Annotated in this window: 18 protein-coding genes; 3 read left to right on the top strand and 15 right to left on the bottom strand. The window is 44.1% G+C overall.

Features of this window, described 5'->3' with window-relative positions:
• Positions 1 to 65: 65 nt before the first annotated feature.
• From pgi to pfkA, 9 genes are all read right to left on the bottom strand, one after another.
• Complete coding sequence (pgi, locus tag O3Q51_10210) at positions 66 to 1709, bottom strand: glucose-6-phosphate isomerase (protein ID MCZ4409185.1); 1644 nt, start codon at positions 1707 to 1709, stop codon at positions 66 to 68.
• A gap of 153 nt (positions 1710 to 1862) precedes the next feature.
• A complete protein-coding gene (fbaA, locus tag O3Q51_10215; protein ID MCZ4409186.1) occupies positions 1863 to 2927 on the bottom strand; it encodes a class II fructose-bisphosphate aldolase in 1065 nt (354 codons plus the stop codon).
• A 12-nt stretch (positions 2928 to 2939) separates the two neighbouring features.
• Positions 2940 to 3305, bottom strand: coding sequence for a methylglyoxal synthase (locus O3Q51_10220; GenBank protein ID MCZ4409187.1), 366 nt, complete (start codon positions 3303 to 3305; stop codon positions 2940 to 2942).
• The gene (locus tag O3Q51_10225) at positions 3302 to 4681 is read right to left on the bottom strand and encodes an alpha-amylase family glycosyl hydrolase (protein MCZ4409188.1); all 1380 of its coding nucleotides are present in this window, start codon (positions 4679 to 4681) and stop codon (positions 3302 to 3304) included. Before O3Q51_10225 ends, O3Q51_10220 begins: the two co-directional genes overlap by 4 nt.
• A 2-nt stretch (positions 4682 to 4683) precedes the next feature.
• Positions 4684 to 7062, bottom strand: a complete 2379-nt coding sequence (locus tag O3Q51_10230) for an alpha-amylase family glycosyl hydrolase (GenBank protein ID MCZ4409189.1) — start codon at positions 7060 to 7062, stop codon at positions 4684 to 4686.
• Entirely contained in the window at positions 7059 to 9362 is a 2304-nt protein-coding gene (locus tag O3Q51_10235) for a family 65 glycosyl hydrolase domain-containing protein (protein MCZ4409190.1), read from the bottom strand. The genes O3Q51_10230 and O3Q51_10235 overlap by 4 nt, the downstream gene beginning before the upstream one ends.
• 2 nt (positions 9363 to 9364) lie before the next feature.
• A complete protein-coding gene (gene pgmB / locus O3Q51_10240; protein MCZ4409191.1) occupies positions 9365 to 10015 on the bottom strand; it encodes a beta-phosphoglucomutase in 651 nt (216 codons plus the stop codon).
• Positions 10016 to 10879 carry an ATPase gene (locus tag O3Q51_10245; GenBank protein ID MCZ4409192.1) on the bottom strand — a complete coding sequence of 288 codons (864 nt, stop codon included), beginning with the start codon at positions 10877 to 10879 and terminating at the stop codon, positions 10016 to 10018. It lies immediately after the preceding gene.
• Positions 10880 to 10896: 17 nt separating this feature from the next.
• Positions 10897 to 11877, bottom strand: a complete 981-nt coding sequence (gene pfkA / locus O3Q51_10250; protein MCZ4409193.1) for a 6-phosphofructokinase — start codon at positions 11875 to 11877, stop codon at positions 10897 to 10899.
• A gap of 116 nt (positions 11878 to 11993) precedes the next feature.
• On the opposite strand from pfkA, the gene O3Q51_10255 reads away from it, so the two are divergent.
• Positions 11994 to 12752, top strand: coding sequence for an NUDIX domain-containing protein (locus tag O3Q51_10255; GenBank protein ID MCZ4409194.1), 759 nt, complete (start codon positions 11994 to 11996; stop codon positions 12750 to 12752).
• Here the strand turns inward: O3Q51_10255 and O3Q51_10260 are convergent.
• The 4 genes from O3Q51_10260 to panB form a co-directional block, all read right to left on the bottom strand.
• Positions 12742 to 13635 carry a DnaJ domain-containing protein gene (locus O3Q51_10260; protein MCZ4409195.1) on the bottom strand — a complete coding sequence of 298 codons (894 nt, stop codon included), beginning with the start codon at positions 13633 to 13635 and terminating at the stop codon, positions 12742 to 12744. The two genes, O3Q51_10255 and O3Q51_10260, sit on opposite strands and share 11 nt — an antisense overlap.
• A gap of 83 nt (positions 13636 to 13718) precedes the next feature.
• Entirely contained in the window at positions 13719 to 14159 is a 441-nt protein-coding gene (locus O3Q51_10265; protein ID MCZ4409196.1) for an Hsp20/alpha crystallin family protein, read from the bottom strand.
• Positions 14160 to 14296: 137 nt separating this feature from the next.
• The gene (locus O3Q51_10270) at positions 14297 to 14998 is read right to left on the bottom strand and encodes an RluA family pseudouridine synthase (GenBank protein ID MCZ4409197.1); all 702 of its coding nucleotides are present in this window, start codon (positions 14996 to 14998) and stop codon (positions 14297 to 14299) included.
• A 6-nt stretch (positions 14999 to 15004) separates the two neighbouring features.
• Complete coding sequence (panB, locus tag O3Q51_10275) at positions 15005 to 15820, bottom strand: 3-methyl-2-oxobutanoate hydroxymethyltransferase (protein ID MCZ4409198.1); 816 nt, start codon at positions 15818 to 15820, stop codon at positions 15005 to 15007.
• Positions 15821 to 15985: 165 nt separating this feature from the next.
• On the opposite strand from panB, the gene O3Q51_10280 reads away from it, so the two are divergent.
• Positions 15986 to 17083, top strand: a complete 1098-nt coding sequence (locus tag O3Q51_10280) for a hypothetical protein (protein ID MCZ4409199.1) — start codon at positions 15986 to 15988, stop codon at positions 17081 to 17083.
• A gap of 118 nt (positions 17084 to 17201) precedes the next feature.
• Complete coding sequence (dnaK, locus tag O3Q51_10285; protein MCZ4409200.1) at positions 17202 to 19109, top strand: molecular chaperone DnaK; 1908 nt, start codon at positions 17202 to 17204, stop codon at positions 19107 to 19109.
• Positions 19110 to 19164: 55 nt separating this feature from the next.
• On the opposite strand, the gene O3Q51_10290 is transcribed toward dnaK, so the two are convergent.
• Positions 19165 to 20223: a cytochrome-c peroxidase gene (locus O3Q51_10290; GenBank protein MCZ4409201.1), complete on the bottom strand. Its 1059-nt coding sequence runs from the start codon at positions 20221 to 20223 to the stop codon at positions 19165 to 19167.
• 2 nt (positions 20224 to 20225) lie between these two features.
• Positions 20226 to 21155: a T9SS type A sorting domain-containing protein gene (locus tag O3Q51_10295; GenBank protein MCZ4409202.1), complete on the bottom strand. Its 930-nt coding sequence runs from the start codon at positions 21153 to 21155 to the stop codon at positions 20226 to 20228.
• Positions 21156 to 21173 lie beyond the last annotated feature (18 nt).

Genomic DNA, 21173 nt, shown 5'->3' on the forward strand with positions numbered 1-21173 from the left:
GCCTCAAGGGCAAACTGCTTTACGGGTTGAAAAAACTTTTGGTTACGATAGATTCAATTGAACCCTCAGTTTCTCATGGCCTTATACGCGTTGATCAGACCATTCGTACTAGCGTCGTGGCTGCTTACCGGCACATCACCTTCCAGCTCGGGAAGAATGTTCTTAGCCAAGACCTTTCCGAGCTCTACTCCCCATTGATCGAATGAGAAAATATTCCAAATAACCCCTTGAATGAAGATCTTGTGTTCGTACATGGCAATCAAACTACCGAGGGTGTGGGGATCTAATTTTTTGACCAAAATAGAATTGGTTGGTCGGTTTCCCGGAAAGACTTTATGTGGAAGAAGCTCTTCCAGAGCACTGCCCGAAAGTCCGGAGGCTTCCAACTCGCTTTTCGCCTCTTGCTCCGTCTTGCCTTTCATGAGCGCCTCCGTTTGGGCAAAGTAGTTGGCAAGAAGTTTTGGATGGTGATCACCAATGGGATTCTGGCTGATTGCAGGAGCAATAAAATCACAAGGAATCAATTTGGTTCCCTGATGAATCAATTGGTAGAAGGCGTGTTGACCATTGGTGCCGGGTTCCCCCCAAATGATTGGGCCCGTTTCATAATCTACCTTGTCACCACCGCGGGTAGTCGACTTACCGTTGCTCTCCATATCTCCTTGCTGGAAGTAAGCCGCAAATCGATGCATGTATTGATCATAAGGCAAGATGGCATGGCTGGCAGCACCGAAATAGTTGTTGTACCAAATCCCAAGTAGAGCCAAGATTCCCGGCATACTGTTGGACTTTTCCTTCCGGAAATGATTGTCCATCGAGGCCGCTCCTTGAAGCAATTTCTCAAAATTATCGAAGCCGATTCCCAAACAGATGGAAAGACCGATAGCCGACCAGAGGGAATACCTGCCTCCTACCCAATTCCAGAATTGGAACATGTTGGCAGTATCAATTCCAAATGCTGCAACCCCTTCAGCGTTGGTCGATAGAGCTACAAAGTGTTTTGCCACATCAGGCGAAGAGCCTCCATTGGTCAAGAACCAAGCCTTGGCCGACCGGGCGTTGGTCATGGTTTCCTGCGTAGTGAAAGTCTTTGAAGCGATAATGAAGAGAGTAGTCTCGACATTGAGATCTTTGAGTGTTTCTGCGATATGCGTGCCGTCTACATTGCTGACAAAGTGCATATTCAATCGAGTTGAATAAGGCTTTAAGGCTTCCGTCACCATAACGGGGCCAAGATCCGAGCCGCCGATTCCGATGTTCACAACGTCTGTGATTTCTTTACCGGAATATCCCTTCCACTCGCCGCTGACTACCTTTTCCGAAAAAGATTTCATGTGGGCCAATACCTTCCGGACATCGGGCATCACGTCCTTACCGTCTATCATCACAGGATCTGTTCCCTGATAGCGCAGTGCGGTGTGCATCACGGGGCGATCTTCGGTTTCGTTGATGTGTTCGCCGCTGAAAAAAGCTTCGATGGCCTCGTCGAGCTGACATTCAGTAGCAAGGGCTTTCAACTGCTCTACCACCGATTCATCGATTCGATTCTTGCTGTAGTCGAGCAAAATATTCTCGAAACATTTGGTGTATTTGTTGAAGCGTTCTTCGTCGCCAAAGAGCTCACGCAAATGAACATCCTTCATTCGCTCAGCGTGGCGCTTGAGTTCTTTATGGGCTTGAGTTTCTTGGAAATTGATTCGTGGAAACATTTGATAAATGTTATGTCAGTTCGAGTGATTTTTATGAGCCTAAAAGCGAAGAAAAATCTTAACGAGAACCTTCAAATAAATCTATAACGAGTCTTTCTCGATATACCCCGAAATTCTTCGGGGCACTCGAAATGACTCTATAAAGGAACCTTCTTAGTTTCTATTGAGGCAGTTCAAGTCATCAAAAGCCTGAGTCAAGCGCGTCACGAAACTTTGCTCACCTTTTCTCAACCAATTTCTTGGATCGTAGTGCTTCTTATTCGGCTTGTCAGCGCCGTCTGGGTTTCCGATTTGCGTTTGTAAGTAGCCCTCATTCGCCTGGTAGTAATTCTTGATTCCATCCCAGAATGCCCACTGCATATCTGTATCGATATTCATCTTGATAGCTCCGTAAGAAATGGCTTCGCGAATTTCGGCTTGAGAAGAACCCGATCCACCGTGGAAGACAAAGTTCACCGGTTGTGCACCAGTATTGAATTTCTTTTGAATGTATTCCTGAGAATTCTTCAATATAATTGGCTTAAGCGAAACATTACCGGGCTTGTAAACACCGTGAACATTACCAAAAGCTGCTGCCACAGTAAAGTTTGGCGATATTTGCTTGAGCCTTTCATAAGAGTATGCTACCTCTTCAGGCTGCGTGTAAAGCTTTGAGCTATCTACGTCAGTATTGTCTACTCCATCTTCTTCACCTCCTGTTACACCCAGTTCGATTTCGATAGTCATTCCCATCTTGTTCATTCGCTCGAAGTACTTCGATGATGTTTCAATGTTCTCTTCGATTGGCTCTTCACTCAAATCGAGCATGTGAGAGCTGTATAGTGGTTGGCCGTTCTTTTCGAAATACTTTTCTCCCGCATCGAGTAATCCATCAATCCAAGGGAGTAGCTTCTTGGCGCAGTGGTCTGTATGAAGAATCACCGGAACTCCGTATGCCTTGGCCATTTCGTGCACGTGAAGTGCTCCGCTGATTCCACCGGCAATTGCTCCTGCTTGACCTTCGGAGGTAATTCCTTTTCCGGCAAAAAAATGAGCTCCTCCATTTGAGAATTGGATGATCACAGGAGAGTTGACCTCTCTGGCAGTTTCCAAAACGGCATTCACCGAATTTGTCCCGATTACGTTTACCGCAGGAAGGGCAAAATCGTTTTCGTTGGCGTAGTTAAAAAGGTCGGTTACTTCTTGTCCGTGAAGGACTCCTGCTCTGAATTTACTCATGATTAATATTTTTTATGTTAGTCCGTTAATTATCATTTTGGCCGTAGCCTGATTGGTGGCTAAAGGTACATTGTGCACGTCACATATCCTCATCAACATGGCTATATCCGGCTCGTGTGGATGACGGTCAAGAGGATCGCGAAAGAAAATAACAGCGTTGATTTTACCTTCCGTCACCATTGCAGCTATTTGGGCATCCCCGCCTAAAGGACCTGAGGCGACCTTTTGAACATCAAGGCCAGCGCGCTCCACGTGAGTTCCCGTTGTACCCGTTGCCACTAGGTCGACTGATTGTTGCAACAAGAACTCTTTGTGTTCTTGCAGAAAAGCGACCATATCGGCCTTTTTTCCATCGTGCGCTATAATGGCTAATTTCATGGAGTATGGAAAACGTGGTAAGCGAATGGAGCTAAATCAACTCCTTCCGAAAGAATCGTGTAGTCTACTTCGTCGAAAAGACTTTTCATATTCATTTCAGGGAGTGAACCATCAAAACTCACATCCACGGTCTCATTAGAAAAATTCAAAACGACGATTACAGCATCATCACCTTTTTGACGCTTGAAGGCATAGACCTTATCGTCAGCATTGGTGGATAGTCGGTCAAAATTTCCGCCGTACTCACCATTCCAAAGGGCTTCATTCTCTCGTTTGAGCATTAAGAGCTTGGTGTAGAAATCTTGCAATTCGTAATCGCCCCAATCGATGGTGTCTTTTTCGAAAAAAGCCAAAGACTCATCCATTCCCGCTTCCTGACCGCTGTATAGTAGCGGCATTCCTGCAATGGTGTATGCCAAAACAGCGTAGGTCTTGTGCCCTTCTTCGCCGTAGCGCTCCATCACCGTTCCATTCCACGAATTCTCGTCGTGATTGGTGGTGAAGTACATTCGGTAAGCTTCTTTTGGAAAGAGCGTATCCTGCTTGGCCATGTATTCGTCAAACGCAGCCAGTGTCTTCTCGCCTTTAGCGACACCATTTATTACATGGAGAAATTCCCAACCGTAACTCATTTCAAAGGCTTTCTCGTGATGCTCGGGGTCTTCCCATTCGGCTAGCATGAAGATGTCGGGGCGAACTGCCTCTAGCGAATCTCTGGCTGCCTCCCAAAAATCAGTTGGAACAAAACCTGCCACATCACAGCGGTAACCATCTACACCTGTTTCTTCTACCCAAAACTGCAAGGCGTCGATCATAGCCAAGCGCAAATCGGGATTGTCGTAATTCAAATCTGCCACATCGCTCCAATCGGTGCCTTCAGGCATTTGAAGGTTACCGAGGGAGTCGAGGTTGTAATAATCCTTGTGGTCTTCTACCCAAACATTGTCGAAAGACGAATGATTGGCCACCCAATCCAAGATAACTTTCATATCGAGATCGTGCGCCTTCTCCACAAGGGCCTTAAAGTCAGCCATTGTTCCAAACTCAGGATTCACTGCTTTGTAATCTAGAATGGAATAATAGCTTCCCTTCCCACCTTTGCGGTTCAACTCGCCTATAGGATAGATCGGCATCAGCCAAATAATCTTAATGCCCATGTCCTTTATTCTGGACAAGTCTTCGGTTACCGCATTCAAGGTTCCTTCAGGAGAATATTGACGCACATTGACTTCGTAGATGGTTGCGTTCTTTGACCAATCATCGTGACTGGTCGGTGCGGCGGTTTCTTCAGTGGCTTCCGAATCTTGAGATTTCGGTGCTTCTTGACAGGCTGTCAAACCAATTGCAAAAGCGAAAAATAAAGCTGAGCACTTCATAGTTAAAGGGTAAGAATTTCAAATGAGACAGCAGGAAGCGCAATTGTGATCGTTTTTCCGTCGAGGGTAAATTGATTTCCAAAATTGGCTTTGAATCCCTCAATATTGTAGTGAACGGGAACTTCAACGGTCACTGTTTTTTCTTGTCGAGAGCTATTGATGAACAGAACAGCCGTTTGATCAAAGTAATTTCGGAGCACGGCCATTTCCTTATTGGAAATACTGAGTACTTCGGTGTCTCCGTAAAGCAATGCCATATTGCCCTTGCGCAGGTTTGCCAACGTAGTCACCTCCTGAAGCATGGCTTGCTCCCTTTCGGTCAGGTCGTCGCCAAACTGCATCATGCGGCGGTTATCGGGATCGCCCGCTCCAATCATTCCGTACTCGTCGCCGTAGTAAATTACGGGAATGCCAGGAGAGAAAAAGTTAAACGCTTGTAGCAAACCGAGTCGATTGAAACCGATGGTATCTCCACGAGTAATGTCGCGGGTCCAGCCTGCCAATTTCGGGTCTTCGCCAAAATCAACCGTTCCATCCGCGTAAGAGATAAAGCGCGTGCGGTCTTGGTTTCCGGAGATGTTTCCCATCAGATGATGATCGCCGTAACCCAGTAAGCTCTGACCAAATACTCGATTCAAATCTTCGAGACTCCCATTGTCTTTTCCGAAAGCTGATACCTCAGCGTCGTAGAGGTTAAAGTCGAATTGTGCATCGAGCATTCCCGAACTGATATAGCTTCCGATCAAATCGGGATTCCCATAGGTCTCCCCAATTTGGTAGATATTTCGGTCTTCGGGAACCACCACGCGGTACTTTAGTTTTCGCGTAAGCTCACGCCAAAAGCTCAGCGGAATGTGCTTGGTGGCATCGTGACGGAAACCGTCAATCGGAAATTCTTCGAACCAGTAAAGCGCGCTATCAGTCATGGCGGCTGTCACATCATCGCGACGCAAATCCAGCGTTGGCATAAAAGTATCGAACCAAGTGGTGAGGCGGTACTCGTCCCAGCGCTCAGTATTCAGGGATCCGTCGGGAAGATATAGCTCTGTTGCCCAATCAGGGTGTAGCTGATAAACGGGATGTTCTTGATGAACGTGATTGGCCACGTAGTCGAGAATCACATTCATGTCTTCCTTATGGGCCTCGTCGATCAGCGAATGGAGCACGGAGTCATTGCCAAATCGCATATCTACCGCCGAGGAAGAGATGGGCCAATACCCATGGTATCCCGAAAATTTCGTTCTGACTCCACCTTTGTCCCAAAGACCGTAGGCGCCGAGCGGATTCTGCACAATTGGCGAAAGCCAAACGGTGTTCATTCCCAATTTTTGAAAATAACCTTCTTCAATTTTTTGATTCACACCCGCTAAGTCGCCCCCGTAGTAATTGGCAATCGGTAAAATCTCTGGATCATCGACAGGGATATCGTTGGATGCTTGGGCATTCACGAAACGGTCGACCATCATGAAATACATGGAATAGGTATGCTTATCCGTGCGATTCAAAGCACTGGCCTCCATAACGGGCATGCCCTTTTCGAGGGGAATGAGTACATCGTTGGAACGCTGCTCACCGTCTGAAGCAAAAACGCGAATATAGCTTCGCGCCGATTCAGCCGCTGCATCGGGAATTGGAAAGCTTAGTCGATCTCCGCGTCGAGCATACCAGCTATCGCCGAGTACTTGGTTCTCCCATAAAATCAAAGGAGGGGTGAGTTCTTCAGGAAAATGTAAAACAATGCTATCTCCCAAATATCCGTAAGTCGAAATATGGGGGCGATCAGCTGTGGCTCCAACTCTAAAGGCGGAGTTGAACCCACCTGAACCATTATCCTTTTTATCAGGATTGGTCGGGTCGAGCATTTCCACGCCATCTTGAACGACTTGGTACTCGTACAAACCCGGATTCAAAATGAGCGTGTCGTACCACACTCCATTTTGTTCTGAAAGCATTCCGGCCTTGTAGTTCCAGCCGTTGAAATTTCCTTTCAGACCTATTTCCTGCGGATTTCCGGTAGGAGGATCGTAGGTAAAAACGTGAGCTTGTTTGCGGCTTTTGAAAACGGGGATTTCATACTCCACTCCTTCGTAGGAGGCAGAAAGAAACGTGACAGGATCGTCTGAATTGAAATTCTCGACCGTCAAGATTCCTTCATTGAGATCGAAGTCTACGGCTACTCCGAAGCTTACCGAATCTACTTTTTCAGGATTCTCGAAATAGTCGCCCAAGTGGATTTCGGTTTGACCAAAATCCAGCCGAATAGGGCTAGCTATGCCAACAATGGCTTTGCCGTTCTCAACGGTTGGCTTTACATCTTTTTGAGAAGCACAGCCAAATGCAGCAGCTCCCACGAGCAGAATCAGACACTTTATTTTATTCATCTTCCGATGGAAATGGTTTCATTTTCAGGAACGGAAACTGATTTACCGTAAACCAAAATGTCCAAACTACCACCTGATACATTCTTCACACTCACTTCTTCGGGCTTCACCGTAATGCTAAGAACCGTTTCACGATACACGAGATTAAAGCGGTAGGCATTCCAATTTTTTGGGATCATTGGATCAAGGCTCAAGATACCGTCTTTCACTCTTTTTCCACCAAAACCTTCAACTACGGCCATCCAGGTACCCGCCATTGATGTAATGTGAAGTCCTTCATCCGCTTCGTGGTTGTAGTCGTCTAAGTCGAGACGAGCGGTACGCAAGTACATCTCGTAAGCCTTGTCTTCCATACCCAGCTTAGAGGCGAGTACTACGTGAACGCAAGGTGAAAGCGAGCTTTCATGAACCGTTCGCGGTTCGTAGTACAAGAAGTTTTCGCGGATGGTGGCTTCGTCGAAGTCTTCTTCGAAAAAGTACATTCCTTGTAGTACATCGGCTTGTTTGATGAAAACAGATCTTAGGATTCTATCCCAAGACCAGTGCTGATTGATGGGTCTTTCGGATTTATCCAAGTCATCAGCTACGCGGTCTTCTTTGTCCAAGAATCCGTCTTGCTGAAGATAGAGTTTGGTTCCTTCTTTCTTGGGCTCGTACATCTTTTCGCAGATGTCTGACCACTTCTCGAGTTCTTTATCATCGAAGGAAGTTTTGGAAACAAAATCACTCCAGTACGAGGCATCTTGGCGAGCGTATGCTATGCTTTCTGAAGCATAGCTCATTGCCCATTTAGCGATGTAATTTGTGTACCAGTTGTTGTTGACGTTGTTTTCGTATTCGTTTGGACCGGTAACGCCGAGCATCACGTATTGATTCTTGGATTTGCTCCAGTTGACGCGCTGCGCCCAGAATCGAGCGATTCCAACAAGTACTTCCAAACCACCCTCTTTGAGGTAGTCGCGGTCGCCAGTGTGGCGGATGTAATTGTAAATGGCGTAAGCAATCGCACCGTTTCGGTGAATTTCTTCAAAAGTGATTTCCCACTCATTGTGGCACTCTTCACCATTCATGGTTACCATTGGGTAAAGGGCAGCTCCTTTTGAAAAACCTAATTTTTCGGCGTTTTCAATGGCCTTTTCCAGCTGACGGTAGCGGTAAAGCAGCAATTGCTTGGCTACTTCACTTCCAGATGTGAGCATGTAAAAAGGCAGACAGTATGCTTCTGTATCCCAATAAGTAGACCCACCGTATTTCTCTCCTGTGAATCCTTTCGGGCCAATGTTCAGTCGCGGATCTTCGCCAGTGTAGGTTTGATTGAGCTGGAAGATGTTGAAGCGAATGGCTTGTTGCGCAGATACATCCCCATCGATTACGATGTCGTTCATCTCCCATCGCTTCTCCCAGGCATCTTTTTGCTCTTGAAGCATTTTCTCATAGCCCTTATCAGCGGCTTGAGCCAATGCTTCTTTCGCTCGTTCAGTCAGTTTAGTCTTGGGGTGATTTTCTGAAGAGATATTGCAAGCAAATTTATAAACCACAATCTCCTCACCTTGATTGGCTTCGAGACTCAAAAGGTTTTCGACATACTTGGCTCTTTCTACTTGATTGCTCGTAAAATCTACATTCCCACCATCTTTCGTGACAAAAATCTTCTGTCCCGTACAAACCTGAAAATCCAGTTTTTTAGTGGCCAAAGTGACGTATGCTTCGGAGTTTGAAGTGCTTTTGTCAACTTCAGCCCAAAACTTTTCGTCGTAGTTGGAATCTTGGTTGATAATGTCTCCATCGATGTAGACACGGAAATCAATTTTCCCTGAAAAGTTGAGTGGAGTCAAACTGTAGCGGATTACAGCTACCTCATCATCTACCATGCTGAGAAAGCGTTTCGCATCGACTTGTACTTCGGCGCCATTTTTCAATTTGGCTTTAAAGCTTCTGTGCAAAGTACCTTCCTGCATATTGAGTTCGCGACGAAAGTCGCTCACCTCAGCCACGTTTAGGTCTAAAGCCTCGCCTTTTACAATAGGACAAAGCCCAATCCAATTGGCAGCATTAAGGACTTTAGCGAAGTATTCAGGGTATCCGTTTTTCCACCAACCTACTCGGGTTTTATCGGGATAGTAGACTCCTGCCACGTAATTTCCCTGTAGGGTTTCTCCTGTGTAATCTTCTTCAAAATTGGCCCTTTGGCCCATTCGACCGTTTCCTAAACTAAAGATGCTTTCTGATGATTGTTGCATCTCAGGGTGAAAACCTTCTTCAACGATTAGCCAAGGATTTTCTTCGTAATGTTTTTTCATGATTAAAGTTTATCGAATAGTTCGATTCCCACGTTTTCAAAACCGGGGATTACAAGGTTTGCTCGGTTTAGGGTTTGCTCATCTCCCACTCCGACTATGAACATTCCACCGGCCAGAGCGGCTTCAACTCCTGCTTGAGCGTCTTCAAAAACGACGCAATTGCAAGGATGAGTTTTTAATGCTTCAGCACCGAGCTGAAAAGTTTGAGGATCAGGCTTGCCTCTTGAGACTTTGGTTCCATCGATGACTGCATCGAAAAGATCAAGAATATTGAGCGCTTCAAGAATCTTAAGCGCATTTTTACTTGAAGATCCTAAAGCCGTTTTTATACCCGATTCACGAACCAATTTAAGAAAATCAATGGCTCCCGGGAGGGCCTCGTCCATTGTCATTTTATTGACATCCTCGAGATACCATCCATTCTTCCGAATCATCAATTCTTCTTTCTTTTTATCAGAAAGAGAAACCTTTCCTTTTTTCAAAAGGATGTCGAGAGACTCTGCTCTGCTTATTCCTTTCAAGGATTCATTCTCTTCTTCAGTAAGATCGAATCCAAGCTCATTGCACAGTCGCTTCCAAGCGTGATAATGGTACTTGGCAGTGTCAACAATCACACCGTCAAGATCAAAAAGGCATGCTTTAATATCGGCCATCTAAAATGAAATGTGTTCGAAATAGTTTTTGATATGGTAATCATATAAACCGTCAATTGGCTTCTTTATGATCTTACCTATTTGAATATTTCTCATTTCGGCAGCTTGTCGAAGGATATCTTCGTGGTAATAAGCTACAGAACCAATAAAATGTGTTTTGACTTTTTCGAAATCACGGTAGCAGGTAACGTGGATATCCAAAAATCTTCCGATACCTTCCAAGATCATGTCTTGCACATACGGTTCTGACTTGAATCCCGTAATGAATTTCATAAAAGAAGCAAGGTACACGTTGGCATGCGGCTGCATGTAGACCCGGTCGATTATGATGTCTTTGGTCAAGCCAAATTTATCAACGAGGCCATCATGAATGTTTTGAGGCAGTCGCTTGTATAGAAAATCAGACAGCAATTTCTTACCGAAATAACTCCCGCTCCCCTCATCACCCAGAATATAGGCAAGAGCGGGAACCTCTTCGCGAACGATGTCACCGTCAAAATGGCAACTATTCGAACCTGTTCCGAGAATACAAGCTATGCATGGATCGTCTTCATACACTGCAAATGCTGCAGCGACCAAATCATGGTCAACATATATTTCGGCATGGGGAAAGATCCGATTCAAGCCTTGCTCTGCGGTTCGTTTTAGTTCTGTAGAAGAGCAACCTGCTCCGTAGAAGAACAATGCTTTGACTTCGTTGGCCACTCGCATCAATTGTTCATTGTTGCGCAATTCAGCCTCAATTACATCGGCATCATGAAAATACGGATTGATACCCATTGTGGCACAATCGATATATGTCTTGTCTTCAGCGACTATTCTCCAATCGCATTTTGTTGAGCCACTATCTGCTATTACTAACATGTCTTTTTGTATTTATATCAAATCGAGAGTATATCTGCGATTCGAATCAATTCAGGGTCAATGGTTAATTTGTCGCTTATCGCCGTAGCAAAGGGAGTGAGAACGACCTCGTGATTCATAATTCCCACCATGCAATCTCTTTCACCTTTCAGGAGGTGTTCAACGGCAGCCACTCCTAAGCGACTTGCGAGGTTTCTGTCAAAGCATGAAGGACTTCCACCGCGCTGGATATGCCCTAAGATGGTCACCTTGGTATCGTAATAGGGAGCCTTTTCAGAGACTTGGCGAGCGAGCTCGGTGGCGTTACCACTTTTTCCACCTTCCGCTACTATAATTACACTCGAAGATTTGTTTTTTCTTCTAGCCTCATCCAGTTTTTCAACGATACTGTCGATGGTTGTTTCCCGTTCGGGAATGAGCGTGGCAAGTGCACCGCTGGCGACACCGGCATGAGCAGCAATAAAACCTGCATCTCTTCCCATCACTTCCACAAAAAAGAGCCGGCTATGAGATGCAGCGGTATCTCTGATTTTATCCACCGCGTCTATGACTGTGTTGAGTGCAGTATCGAAGCCAATGGTATAATCGGTACCGTCCAAATCGTTATCGATAGTACCAGGAATCCCAATGAATGGAAAATCGAATTCTTTATTAAAGATATGGGCTCCTGTAAATGTACCATCACCACCAATGGCAACAACGGCGTCAATACCCTTATTAATGAGCTTTTGATAGGCTTTTTCACGGCCTTCTTTTGTCATAAACTCTTTGCTTCTGGCGGACTTCAGAAAAGTCCCACCACGCTGGAGAATATGATTAACGGAGCGAACATCAAGTTCCTCAATATCCCCTTCGACCATTCCTTCGTAACCTCGATATATACCGGCTATCTGCAAGTCATAATACACGGCAGTCCGCACGACCGCACGCACAGCGGCGTTCATACCAGGAGAATCTCCTCCGGAAGTGAATACCGCAATTTTTTTGATTGAACCCATAAATGGAGTTTTGTTTTTAAAGTGTAATTTTCACACTTAGCCTACGATAACGCAAATAAACGAGAATTTATTGATATTTTTGACCCCTACTCGACTAAAAACGACAGTTATTGAACATGCGAAATGGTGATGCTGCTGAGGTTAAGTTTAACCCCAACGTATCCGTAGATTGTGTAATCTTCGGTTTTGACGGTGAAAAACTCAAAGTCCTTCTTATAGACAGAGGTCAGATGATCAATGGAAAAGGATCTGATGACAAGATATATGCCCTCCCGGGAAACCTAATCAGAGAAGATGAAAATCTTGATGAGGCGGCGGAAAGGGTATTGGACGAACTTACCGGCCTGTCAGAAATATTCCTAGAGCAATTTGGCTCTTTTGGTGCACCTGATCGGCTCACTAAAGAACATGATTTGGCTTGGCTTAAGTCTATTAGAGCGCAACCCGACGCACGCGTAATCACGGTAGCCTACTATTCTTTGATTCGAGCGGATCAATATGAAATTCACGCTAGTGGATTTGCCAAAGAAGCTTTTTGGCATGACATTGATAATTTGCCGAAATTGGGATTTGACCACAAAGAAATCATTGAAGGTGCTTTAGGCGAACTGAAATTCAAGAGTAAATATCAGCCATTGGGCTTTGAGCTACTACCTGAAAAATTTACACTTGGCCAGCTACAAAAGCTTTACGAGGCTATTTTAAAGACTGAGTTGGACAAGAGAAATTTTCGAAGAAAAATTCTCAAGATGAGTTTCTTAGTTCCGCTGAAGGAAAAGCAAAAAGGGGTTCCGCATAAACCCGCACGGTATTACATGTTTGACAAAGAGATGTACCAAAACTACAAGTCAAACGACTTTTACTTTACTCTTTAGCACCTCTCAATTGCCTTAGTTCTTCGAGTAATTCTTTTTCTTTTGAGCTAAGATTGGTGGGAACGGAAATCTTTATCTCCCCAATAAAATCACCATAGACGCCCTTCTTACCATATTCAGGCATTCCCTTCCCTTTTAGCCGCAATTTCTTACCGCTATTGGTTCCCGGAGCAATTCCCAGAGACATAACGCCATGCGGAGTCTTAACTTTCGCTTTACCGCCGAGGGCTGCCGTATAAAAGTCTATATCAACCTTTCCCAATATATTTAGTCCATCGAGCTGATAGGCTGCACTTTTTCCAACTTTCAACTCAATAATCAAGTCTCCACCCTGCGGCCCCTTGCCGGTTACTTTCAACTTTTGACCAGCTTTCGCGCCCGGCGCAATATTTAGTCTAATCTTATTGCCATTTACCTGCAGTGTTTTGCTAACACCTTGAAATGCTTCTTCAAAGCTCAAACTCAAATTACCTCTGACCGTTGCAGGCCTTCTTGCTTTAGACTGTTGCCCAAAAGGGGAACCGCCCCCGCCAAAGAAGGAGTTGAAAAAATCCGAAAATCCTCCCCCACGAGATCCACCAAAGAAATCGCCATACTCTCCACTGTATTGATAATTTCCAGCTCGTCTGCCTTGTTGGGCGTTCTTATACTGATCGAAATGCTTCCAGTTCGAACCTAGTTCGTCATACTTTTTTCGCTTATCAGCATCGCCCAATACTTCATATGCCTCATTGACCTCCTTGAACTTGTTCTCCGCCCTGCTATCATCCGGATTTTTATCGGGATGATATTGGATGGCCAACTTTCTAAACTTCTTCTTTATCTCGGCTTGCGAAGCTTTTTTATCGATACCTAGAATTTTGTAATAGTCCTTGTAATCCATCATTCGTTTTTAGACAAAAAAGAAAGTGCGAACTAAAAGTCCGCACTTCCCACCATTTAACCAAAATTTAAATCAATTAGCAATCACTTGACGGCAATCTGACGAACTTTGGATTTCTCTTCCAGTTCAGCCTTGGGAATATCTAAAGTGAGAATTCCGTTCTCGTATTGCGCATTAATTTTTTCAAAATCTACGTTTTCAGGCAGTCTGAAAGACCGAACGAAAGACGCGTAGTTGAACTCGCGTTTGGTGAATTTTTCATTCTCCTCGACTTTCTCTTCCGACTTATCCGTTCTGATCGACAATAGATCATCATTAAGTTCGATTTTGAAATCATCTTTTTTCATTCCCGGAGCAGCCAATTCAACGTGAAATGCATTCTCTGTTTCCTTCACATTGGCGGCAGGTACAGAAGTTGTCCTAGCAATATGCCTTGGATTGAATTCGCCTTCAAAAAAGTCATTGAAGAGATTATCAAAATCATTCCAAGCCGGCGCGTTGTTTCTAAATTTTATGAGTGACATAGTTTTAAATTTATTGTTTGACATCAATTTCACATCTCATTGGACAAATAGAATACCATCTCATAATCAAGGTCTTTTATGCGCCAAATTGACACAATCCACTCATTAATAGTGACATATTGACGCGAAAATATAATCTAGCCTGCTAAATTGTCGGCTAAAGAGTTCCAAACAGGGTCGTTTGGGAATGGAGCAGTAATCATCAGAGGTTCTTTTTTAACGGGATGAATGAATTCAATCGCCCTAGCATGCAAATGAATGGAGCCGTCTTTATTGGTTCGAGCTGCACCGTACTTCACATCACCTTTTATCGAGCAGCCAATTTCTGAAAGCTGCACTCTGATTTGATGATGCCTCCCCGTCTTTGGCTTAACTTTCAGAAAGAAGTATCGATCAGATGAGAAAACATGTTGGTAATCCAATATGGCCTCTTTGGCTCCTTTTTTTGGTGTTTGAGATGCTCTGGATTTATTCTTTGAACTATCCTTAATGAGGAAGTTGGTCAGCGTGCCTGAAGAATTATGCGGTTTCGCGCACACGGCAGCATAATAGGTCTTCCGGATCTCTTTGGTTTTGAACAACTCGTTAAGCCTTGAGAGCGCTTTTCCCGTTTTTGCGAAAACGACAACTCCGCTTACGGGCCTGTCAATTCTGTGAACGACTCCCGTGAAGACATTGCCCGGTTTTCTATATTTATTGCGAATCCACTCCTTGACGATTTCACTGAGGGGAGCATCGCCGGTATGGTCTCCTTGCACCAAATCACCACTTCGCTTATTTACGGCGATGATGTGATTATCCTCGTAGAGTACTTCCAGATTCTTTGCGGTTGAATGCACTTATGGCTAGTATTGCTCTGAATCATTTGGAAAGTCCCGAGATCGAACATCGGTGACATAATTTCCAACTGCTCCTTTTATATCCTCATACAGATTGAGATACCTTCTGAGAAATCGCGGATTAAATTCATGAGTAATTCCCAGCATATCATGGACAACGAGAACTTGTCCATCTGCATCACCACCCGCACCTATTCCTATGGTTGGTATAGTGAGTTGTTTTGAAACCTTTTCTGTCAGTTTGGCCGGAATCTTTTCCAAAACAATACTAAAACAACCTGCCTCCTCAAGTGCAAGTGCATCTCGCACAAGTGTCTCGGCCTCTTCTTCTTCCTTAGCTCGAACGGTATAGGTTCCAAACTTGTAGATACTCTGTGGAGTCAGGCCCAAGTGGCCCATAACAGGAATCCCCGCAGAAAGAATACGCAAGACGCTCTCTTTAATCTCCAAGCCACCCTCCATTTTAACAGCATGAGCGCCACTCTCCTTCATAATTCTGATAGATGATGTCAAAGCTTCTTTACTATTTCCTTGGTATGCTCCAAATGGTAGATCAACCACGACCAAAGCTCGGTTGACTGCTCTAACCACAGAAGCCGCATGATAAATCATTTGATCCAGCGTAATGGGCAGTGTCGTTTCGTGTCCTGCCATCACATTGGAGGCAGAGTCTCCCACCAAGATGACATCGACTCCTGCCTCATCCACAATTCTCGCCATCGAATAATCGTACGAAGTGAGCATGGCGATTTTTTCGCCTTTGCTTTTCATCTCTTGCAAGGTGTGCGTGGTAACACGTTTTACATTTGAGTGTACTGACATAATTAGGACCAAATTTAGTTTTCAAACGTACTGTTTTTCTCCATGGTGAAAAAATGCCATTTAAGATTGGATTCCCTTCCACACATCAATTTCATACCGTTTATTAAACGAGTACGACAGGATACATCCATAAGCGCTACATTTGGCAAATAATTTTAAACACCCATGATTAAAAGATCGTCCGACCTTTTTCTTCTTTTTTCTGCAGTCACCATCATTTTTCTTTCGTCTTGCGAAACTGATGTAGAGCTTTTGGCTCCATACGACGAAACACCTGTAATTTATGGAATTCTGGATTATACGGCAGACACTCAGTTTGTGAGAATCAACAAGACATTTCTCGGAACGGGCGACCCGAATCAGTATGCAGCTATCAAAGATTCGGTGGAGTACGACCCGGCTGATGTGATCGCTAAAATCATCAAATACGACGATGATGGAGATTTTTTAAGTGAGATAACTCTTGAGCCCATTGATATCCCAAGTAGAGATCCAGGCGTTTTTTATTCGGAAGACGTGCGTTTTTACTACACCACTCAGCAGCTTCTCACGGAAGAGCAGCAAGCGAATCAGGAAGAGTATATTTTTGAACTAAACGTTACCATTAAAGATGAGGAGTACAAAGCCGAAACCCGCTTTCCAGGGTTGTCTACGAGCACAATCGAACTCCCTTTTTTAACCTCAGGTGATCCACAACGTCTGTTTTTTGTACTGCCCAGTGGAACCATGAATTTCGTCTCTGAAACCTTCAGGTTTACCACTGATCGGTTTACCGCGTCATATTCTGCTTCTTTTCGAATGAATTTTGACTACGAGCAGAATGACGGAACAGTTGTGGAAGATGCATTCATTGATTACGACATGGGAGATTTTGGAAATGAAGAACTGGTTTCCCAGCGAGATATAACCATCTCTCTTTTTGGAGAAAACCTCTACACTTTCTGGGGTAATCAATTGGATCTTATCCCTGATTTGAACGAGGTTCGAATCCAAGATTTTGAATTTAGAGTGACAGGTGCAACACCTGAATTGAACACGTACATTGAAGTATCTCAACCCGTGAGTCAATTCACTCCGGTATTGAATTCTTTCACCAATATTTCAAACGGAGCCATTGGCCTTTTTAGTTCGGTAGCCACACGATCAAGAAGAGCATACATTTCCGAACCATCCCTTCTCAAATTAAATGAGAGCCCTCTGACAGGTTCATATTCCTACTGCGTGCAAGGCTGGAGTGGAAGCGAATACCTCTGCACAGAATAAACTCTTCTGTCTTTTTGTCACATTTCTTGACAGTATTTGTGTCAATACTGCACGAAAATCAAAATAAATACGTCCGGTACACCTATTGCTCATTGCGAATCAAACATAATTGAAAACAATGAGTAAAGTAATAGGAATAGATCTCGGTACCACCAACTCGTGTGTATCGGTAATGGAGGGTAACGAACCTGTTGTTATCGCGAATAGCGAGGGTAAACGAACTACTCCATCAATTGTAGCCTTCACAGAAGGAGGCGAGCGAAAAGTGGGTGACCCTGCAAAAAGACAGGCCATCACAAACCCTACTAAGACGATCTCATCAATCAAGCGATTTATGGGTAACTCTTTCGACGAAGTAAAAAATGAAGCGGGAAGGGTTCCTTATAAAGTTGTAAAAGGAGACAACAACACTCCGCGTGTTGAGATCGACGATAGAAAATATACTCCACAAGAGATTTCTGCCATCATCTTACAAAAGATGAAGAAAACAGCAGAAGACTACTTGGGTACTACTGTATCAGAAGCGGTAATTACCGTTCCTGCTTACTTTAATGACTCTCAGCGTCAAGCTACCAAAGAAGCAGGTGAAATTGCAGGTTTGAAAGTTCGAAGAATCATCAACGAACCGACTGCAGCAGCATTAGCCTACGGACTTGACAAAAAGAGCGAAGACGTAAAAGTTGTGGTATTCGACCTTGGTGGTGGAACACATGACGTATCGATCTTGGAATTGGGAGACGGCGTATTCGAAGTATTATCAACTGATGGTGATACACACCTAGGTGGAGATGACTTTGACCAAGTAATCATCGATTGGTTGGTTCAAGAATTTAAAGGAGAATACAGCACGGATCTCACGCAAGATCCAATGGCTTTGCAGCGTTTGAAAGAAGCTGCTGAAAAAGCAAAAATTGAATTGTCAAGTGGAACTTCTACTGAAATCAACTTGCCATATATCATGCCTGTAGATGGCGTTCCGCGTCACTTGGTGAAAACTTTGACACGCGCCAAATTCGAGCAGCTTGCCCATGACTTGATCCAGAGAACGATCGATCCTTGTGAGAAAGCGATGAAATCGGCGGGTTTGAGCAAGTCAGACATTGATGAAGTAATCTTGGTAGGAGGATCTACACGAATTCCGGCAGTAGTCGAAAACGTGAAGAAATTCTTCGGCAAGGAGCCTTCAAAAGGAGTAAATCCGGATGAGGTAGTTTCTATCGGAGCGGCTATCCAAGGTGGTGTGCTTACAGGAGAGGTGAAAGATGTTCTTTTGCTAGACGTAACTCCACTTTCTTTGGGTATCGAAACGATGGGTGGAGTCTTCACCAAATTGATCGAAGCGAATACCACGATTCCTACAAAGAAATCGGAAGTATTCTCTACCGCATCAGACAATCAGCCATCAGTAGACATTCACGTGTTGCAAGGTGAGCGCCCGATGGCGGCAGGAAACAGATCGATTGGTCGATTCCAATTGTCAGACATTCCACCATCGCCTAGAGGTGTGCCTCAAATCGAAGTGACGTTTGACATCGATGCCAACGGTATTTTGAATGTGTCTGCTAAAGATAAAGCGACAGGTAAAGAGCAAAGCATCAGAATCGAAGCTTCCAGTGGACTTTCCGATGAGGAAATCGACAAAATGAAGAAAGAGGCTGAAGCCAATGCTGAATCTGACCGAAAAGCTAAAGAAGAAGTTGACACTGTCAACAAAGCGGACTCGCTGATTTTCCAAACAGAGAAACAGTTGAGCGAATTCGGAGATAAGATTCCTGCGGACAAAAAGCAGCCTATCGAAGATGCTTTGGCGGAGCTTAAGAAAGCTCACGAAGCTAAAGATATCGACGCGATGAATTCAGGTATGGAAAAACTAAACACCGTTTTCCAAGCCGCATCACAAGAGATGTACAGCGCACAGCAAGAAGCTCAGGGTAGCGGAGCCGAAAACGCTGAATCAAGTGCTTCTGACGGTGACGAAGAAGTAACTGATGTTGACTTCGAAGAAGTAAGTGAAGAGCAGAAATAATTCTGATCTGAATAAATAAAAAGTAAACGCCCTCTCGGTTTCGAGAGGGCGTTTTTTATTCAACTTGATAACTTGCTGAACGGTAGAGAGGGTTTTCAACAAAAGTCGAATCTGTAAGTGTCATTAAAAATGCCAGTATATTGTGCTTTTCTTCTTCAGAAAATAGCGGTTTATTTTTTGTGAAGTAATTCATTTTAGCGTCGAGATTGACATGCGACTCGACACCTCTGCTGTAAAAATCAAGAACTTCTTCTAGTGATGAAAATCTACCATCGTGCATGTAGGGAGCTGTAAAAACCAGATTTCTCAAACTTGGAATCTTAAAGAGCCCCAGATCATTTTCATCGGAGGTCACATCATACTTACCCCAGTCAAGCGAATCAATGATTGGCAAGCCATTATTGGCTAGTCCTCCATTCGTACCTAAGGCATGTGCATCAGTGGTATGACAATGAAGACAATTGCCCATGCTTTGATCATTTACAAATACGAATCCTTTGTACTCTTCCTCCGTGAAATGATCCTCACCTCTTAGTACTCTGTCGTACTTTGAGTTATTGGAAATCAATGTGGATTGAAATTGTGCCAAAGCGTCAGCTACAAGCAAACTGTCTATTTCTCTTCCCGGAAATGCCTGATCAAACAAGCTCAAGTAAGTTTCATCGGATGATAATCTGGAAACCGCTTCTTGCCATGACAAGTCCATTTCGGTATGTCCTGACACAACCTCGATGGCTTGGCTTTCAAGACTCGTCACTCTCCCATCCCAAAAGAAAGAGTCACTCCATAGCAAATTAAAGAGAGCAGGTGTATTGCGTCTTTGCCGTTTTCCACTTACACCCTTACTACTTATTTCTCCTGAATCGGAAAAGGCATTCTCAGGCTTATGACAAGAAGCGCACGATATCGAGAAATCCCTGCTTAAAATAGTATCGTAAAACAATGACCGCCCTAGTAGAACACCCTCTTTTGTGAGGTTCTCAGCATTATTCTGAATGAAGGGAGGAAAATTATCCGGTCGTTTCAAAGTATAACGGGTAGGGTTTTGAGATAGACCTGTACACAAGACTATCAAACCACTTATGACCAGCAAAACTATCTTCGAAAGACTCATGACTATCTGGCAACTACGACTTGATGCATTTCTGTTTTGAGATTTGATCTAATCATAACTTGATAACTCCCCTGTGGGAAATCTGACATATCGACGAAAAAGTTTGTCGGAATCTTTTCATAAGATCTCATCAGGCGCCCCATTTCAGAATAAATCTTCAATTCCTCAATTATGTGAAATTCATTCGATTTTTTCAGCTTGATGTTAAGCCTTTCTGCAACAGGGTTAGGATAAAGCGTCACATAAGATTGTTCTCCTTTGGTTTCTCCAACCGTGTGAACAATAGTTGGCTCTAAGAGCAAATTGTCAATCATCCAACCGTCACCATCACCTTGAATGGAATCGCTAAAAAAAGTAAAACGTATTGACAGCGTATCATCAAGCGTTGAAAGCCATCCGTATTCGTAGCAGAGCCAAATCTCTCTCCATAAAGAATCCGTACCTGCGAAGGCTATTGTACCATCGGCCAAGGTATCAAGGTTAGTATCATCCCACCCATACCAGTTATACACGTAAGGACTGGTAAAAGCATTTTCCCAATTTTCACCGCCATCAATAGAAAAATCTACCGTACCGCCGTCTAAAGAATCTATATCGAGTTTTTGGACCCACTTGAAAGCCGCAATCCCGTAGTAATAATTCATGAATTCCTCGTCCATGGGTACGTGAAGATAAAAAATGGCAGTATCCGATGCACCATAGGCATTTACGGTATCGGTAATTAAGGCGTTGGGCGGAGAAGAAGCTTCATCAAATAGTAATTTCTGTGGAACTCCGATTTGCCAAAGGGTAGAAGCGGAATCAATCACCACGTGCAGCGTATCCATCCAAGGATCGATTTCGCCATTGTCAAAATCTTGAGTATAGTATTGTGAACGAACTGAAAAAGTACAAGCTAAAAACAGGGAAAGAAATAGTAGAATTTTTATCATCGGGTTTGATTTTGAATT

It is taken from the genome of Cryomorphaceae bacterium 1068 (assembly GCA_027214385.1).
Classification (GTDB): Bacteria; Bacteroidota; Bacteroidia; order Flavobacteriales_D; family Cryomorphaceae; genus JAKVAV01.

Bases quoted from the DNA above. Each gene is read 5' to 3' on its own strand.
- pgi (MCZ4409185.1), bottom strand. From the start codon at position 1,709: ATGTTTCCACGAATCAATTTCCAAGAAACTCAAGCCCATAAAGAACTC.
- O3Q51_10295 (MCZ4409202.1), bottom strand. From the start codon at position 21,155: ATGATAAAAATTCTACTATTTCTTTCCCTGTTTTTAGCTTGTACTTTT.
- O3Q51_10260 (MCZ4409195.1), bottom strand. From the start codon at position 13,635: ATGGATTACAAGGACTATTACAAAATTCTAGGTATCGATAAAAAAGCT.
- O3Q51_10255 (MCZ4409194.1), top strand. From the start codon at position 11,994: ATGCGAAATGGTGATGCTGCTGAGGTTAAGTTTAACCCCAACGTATCC.
- O3Q51_10220 (MCZ4409187.1), bottom strand. From the start codon at position 3,305: ATGAAATTAGCCATTATAGCGCACGATGGAAAAAAGGCCGATATGGTC.
- pgmB (MCZ4409191.1), bottom strand. From the start codon at position 10,015: ATGGCCGATATTAAAGCATGCCTTTTTGATCTTGACGGTGTGATTGTT.
- O3Q51_10290 (MCZ4409201.1), bottom strand. From the start codon at position 20,223: ATGAGTCTTTCGAAGATAGTTTTGCTGGTCATAAGTGGTTTGATAGTC.
- panB (MCZ4409198.1), bottom strand. From the start codon at position 15,820: ATGTCAGTACACTCAAATGTAAAACGTGTTACCACGCACACCTTGCAA.
- O3Q51_10225 (MCZ4409188.1), bottom strand. From the start codon at position 4,681: ATGAAGTGCTCAGCTTTATTTTTCGCTTTTGCAATTGGTTTGACAGCC.
- O3Q51_10235 (MCZ4409190.1), bottom strand. From the start codon at position 9,362: ATGAAAAAACATTACGAAGAAAATCCTTGGCTAATCGTTGAAGAAGGT.
- O3Q51_10230 (MCZ4409189.1), bottom strand. From the start codon at position 7,062: ATGAATAAAATAAAGTGTCTGATTCTGCTCGTGGGAGCTGCTGCATTT.
- O3Q51_10280 (MCZ4409199.1), top strand. From the start codon at position 15,986: ATGATTAAAAGATCGTCCGACCTTTTTCTTCTTTTTTCTGCAGTCACC.
- dnaK (MCZ4409200.1), top strand. From the start codon at position 17,202: ATGAGTAAAGTAATAGGAATAGATCTCGGTACCACCAACTCGTGTGTA.
- pfkA (MCZ4409193.1), bottom strand. From the start codon at position 11,877: ATGGGTTCAATCAAAAAAATTGCGGTATTCACTTCCGGAGGAGATTCT.
- O3Q51_10245 (MCZ4409192.1), bottom strand. From the start codon at position 10,879: ATGTTAGTAATAGCAGATAGTGGCTCAACAAAATGCGATTGGAGAATA.
- fbaA (MCZ4409186.1), bottom strand. From the start codon at position 2,927: ATGAGTAAATTCAGAGCAGGAGTCCTTCACGGACAAGAAGTAACCGAC.
- O3Q51_10265 (MCZ4409196.1), bottom strand. From the start codon at position 14,159: ATGTCACTCATAAAATTTAGAAACAACGCGCCGGCTTGGAATGATTTT.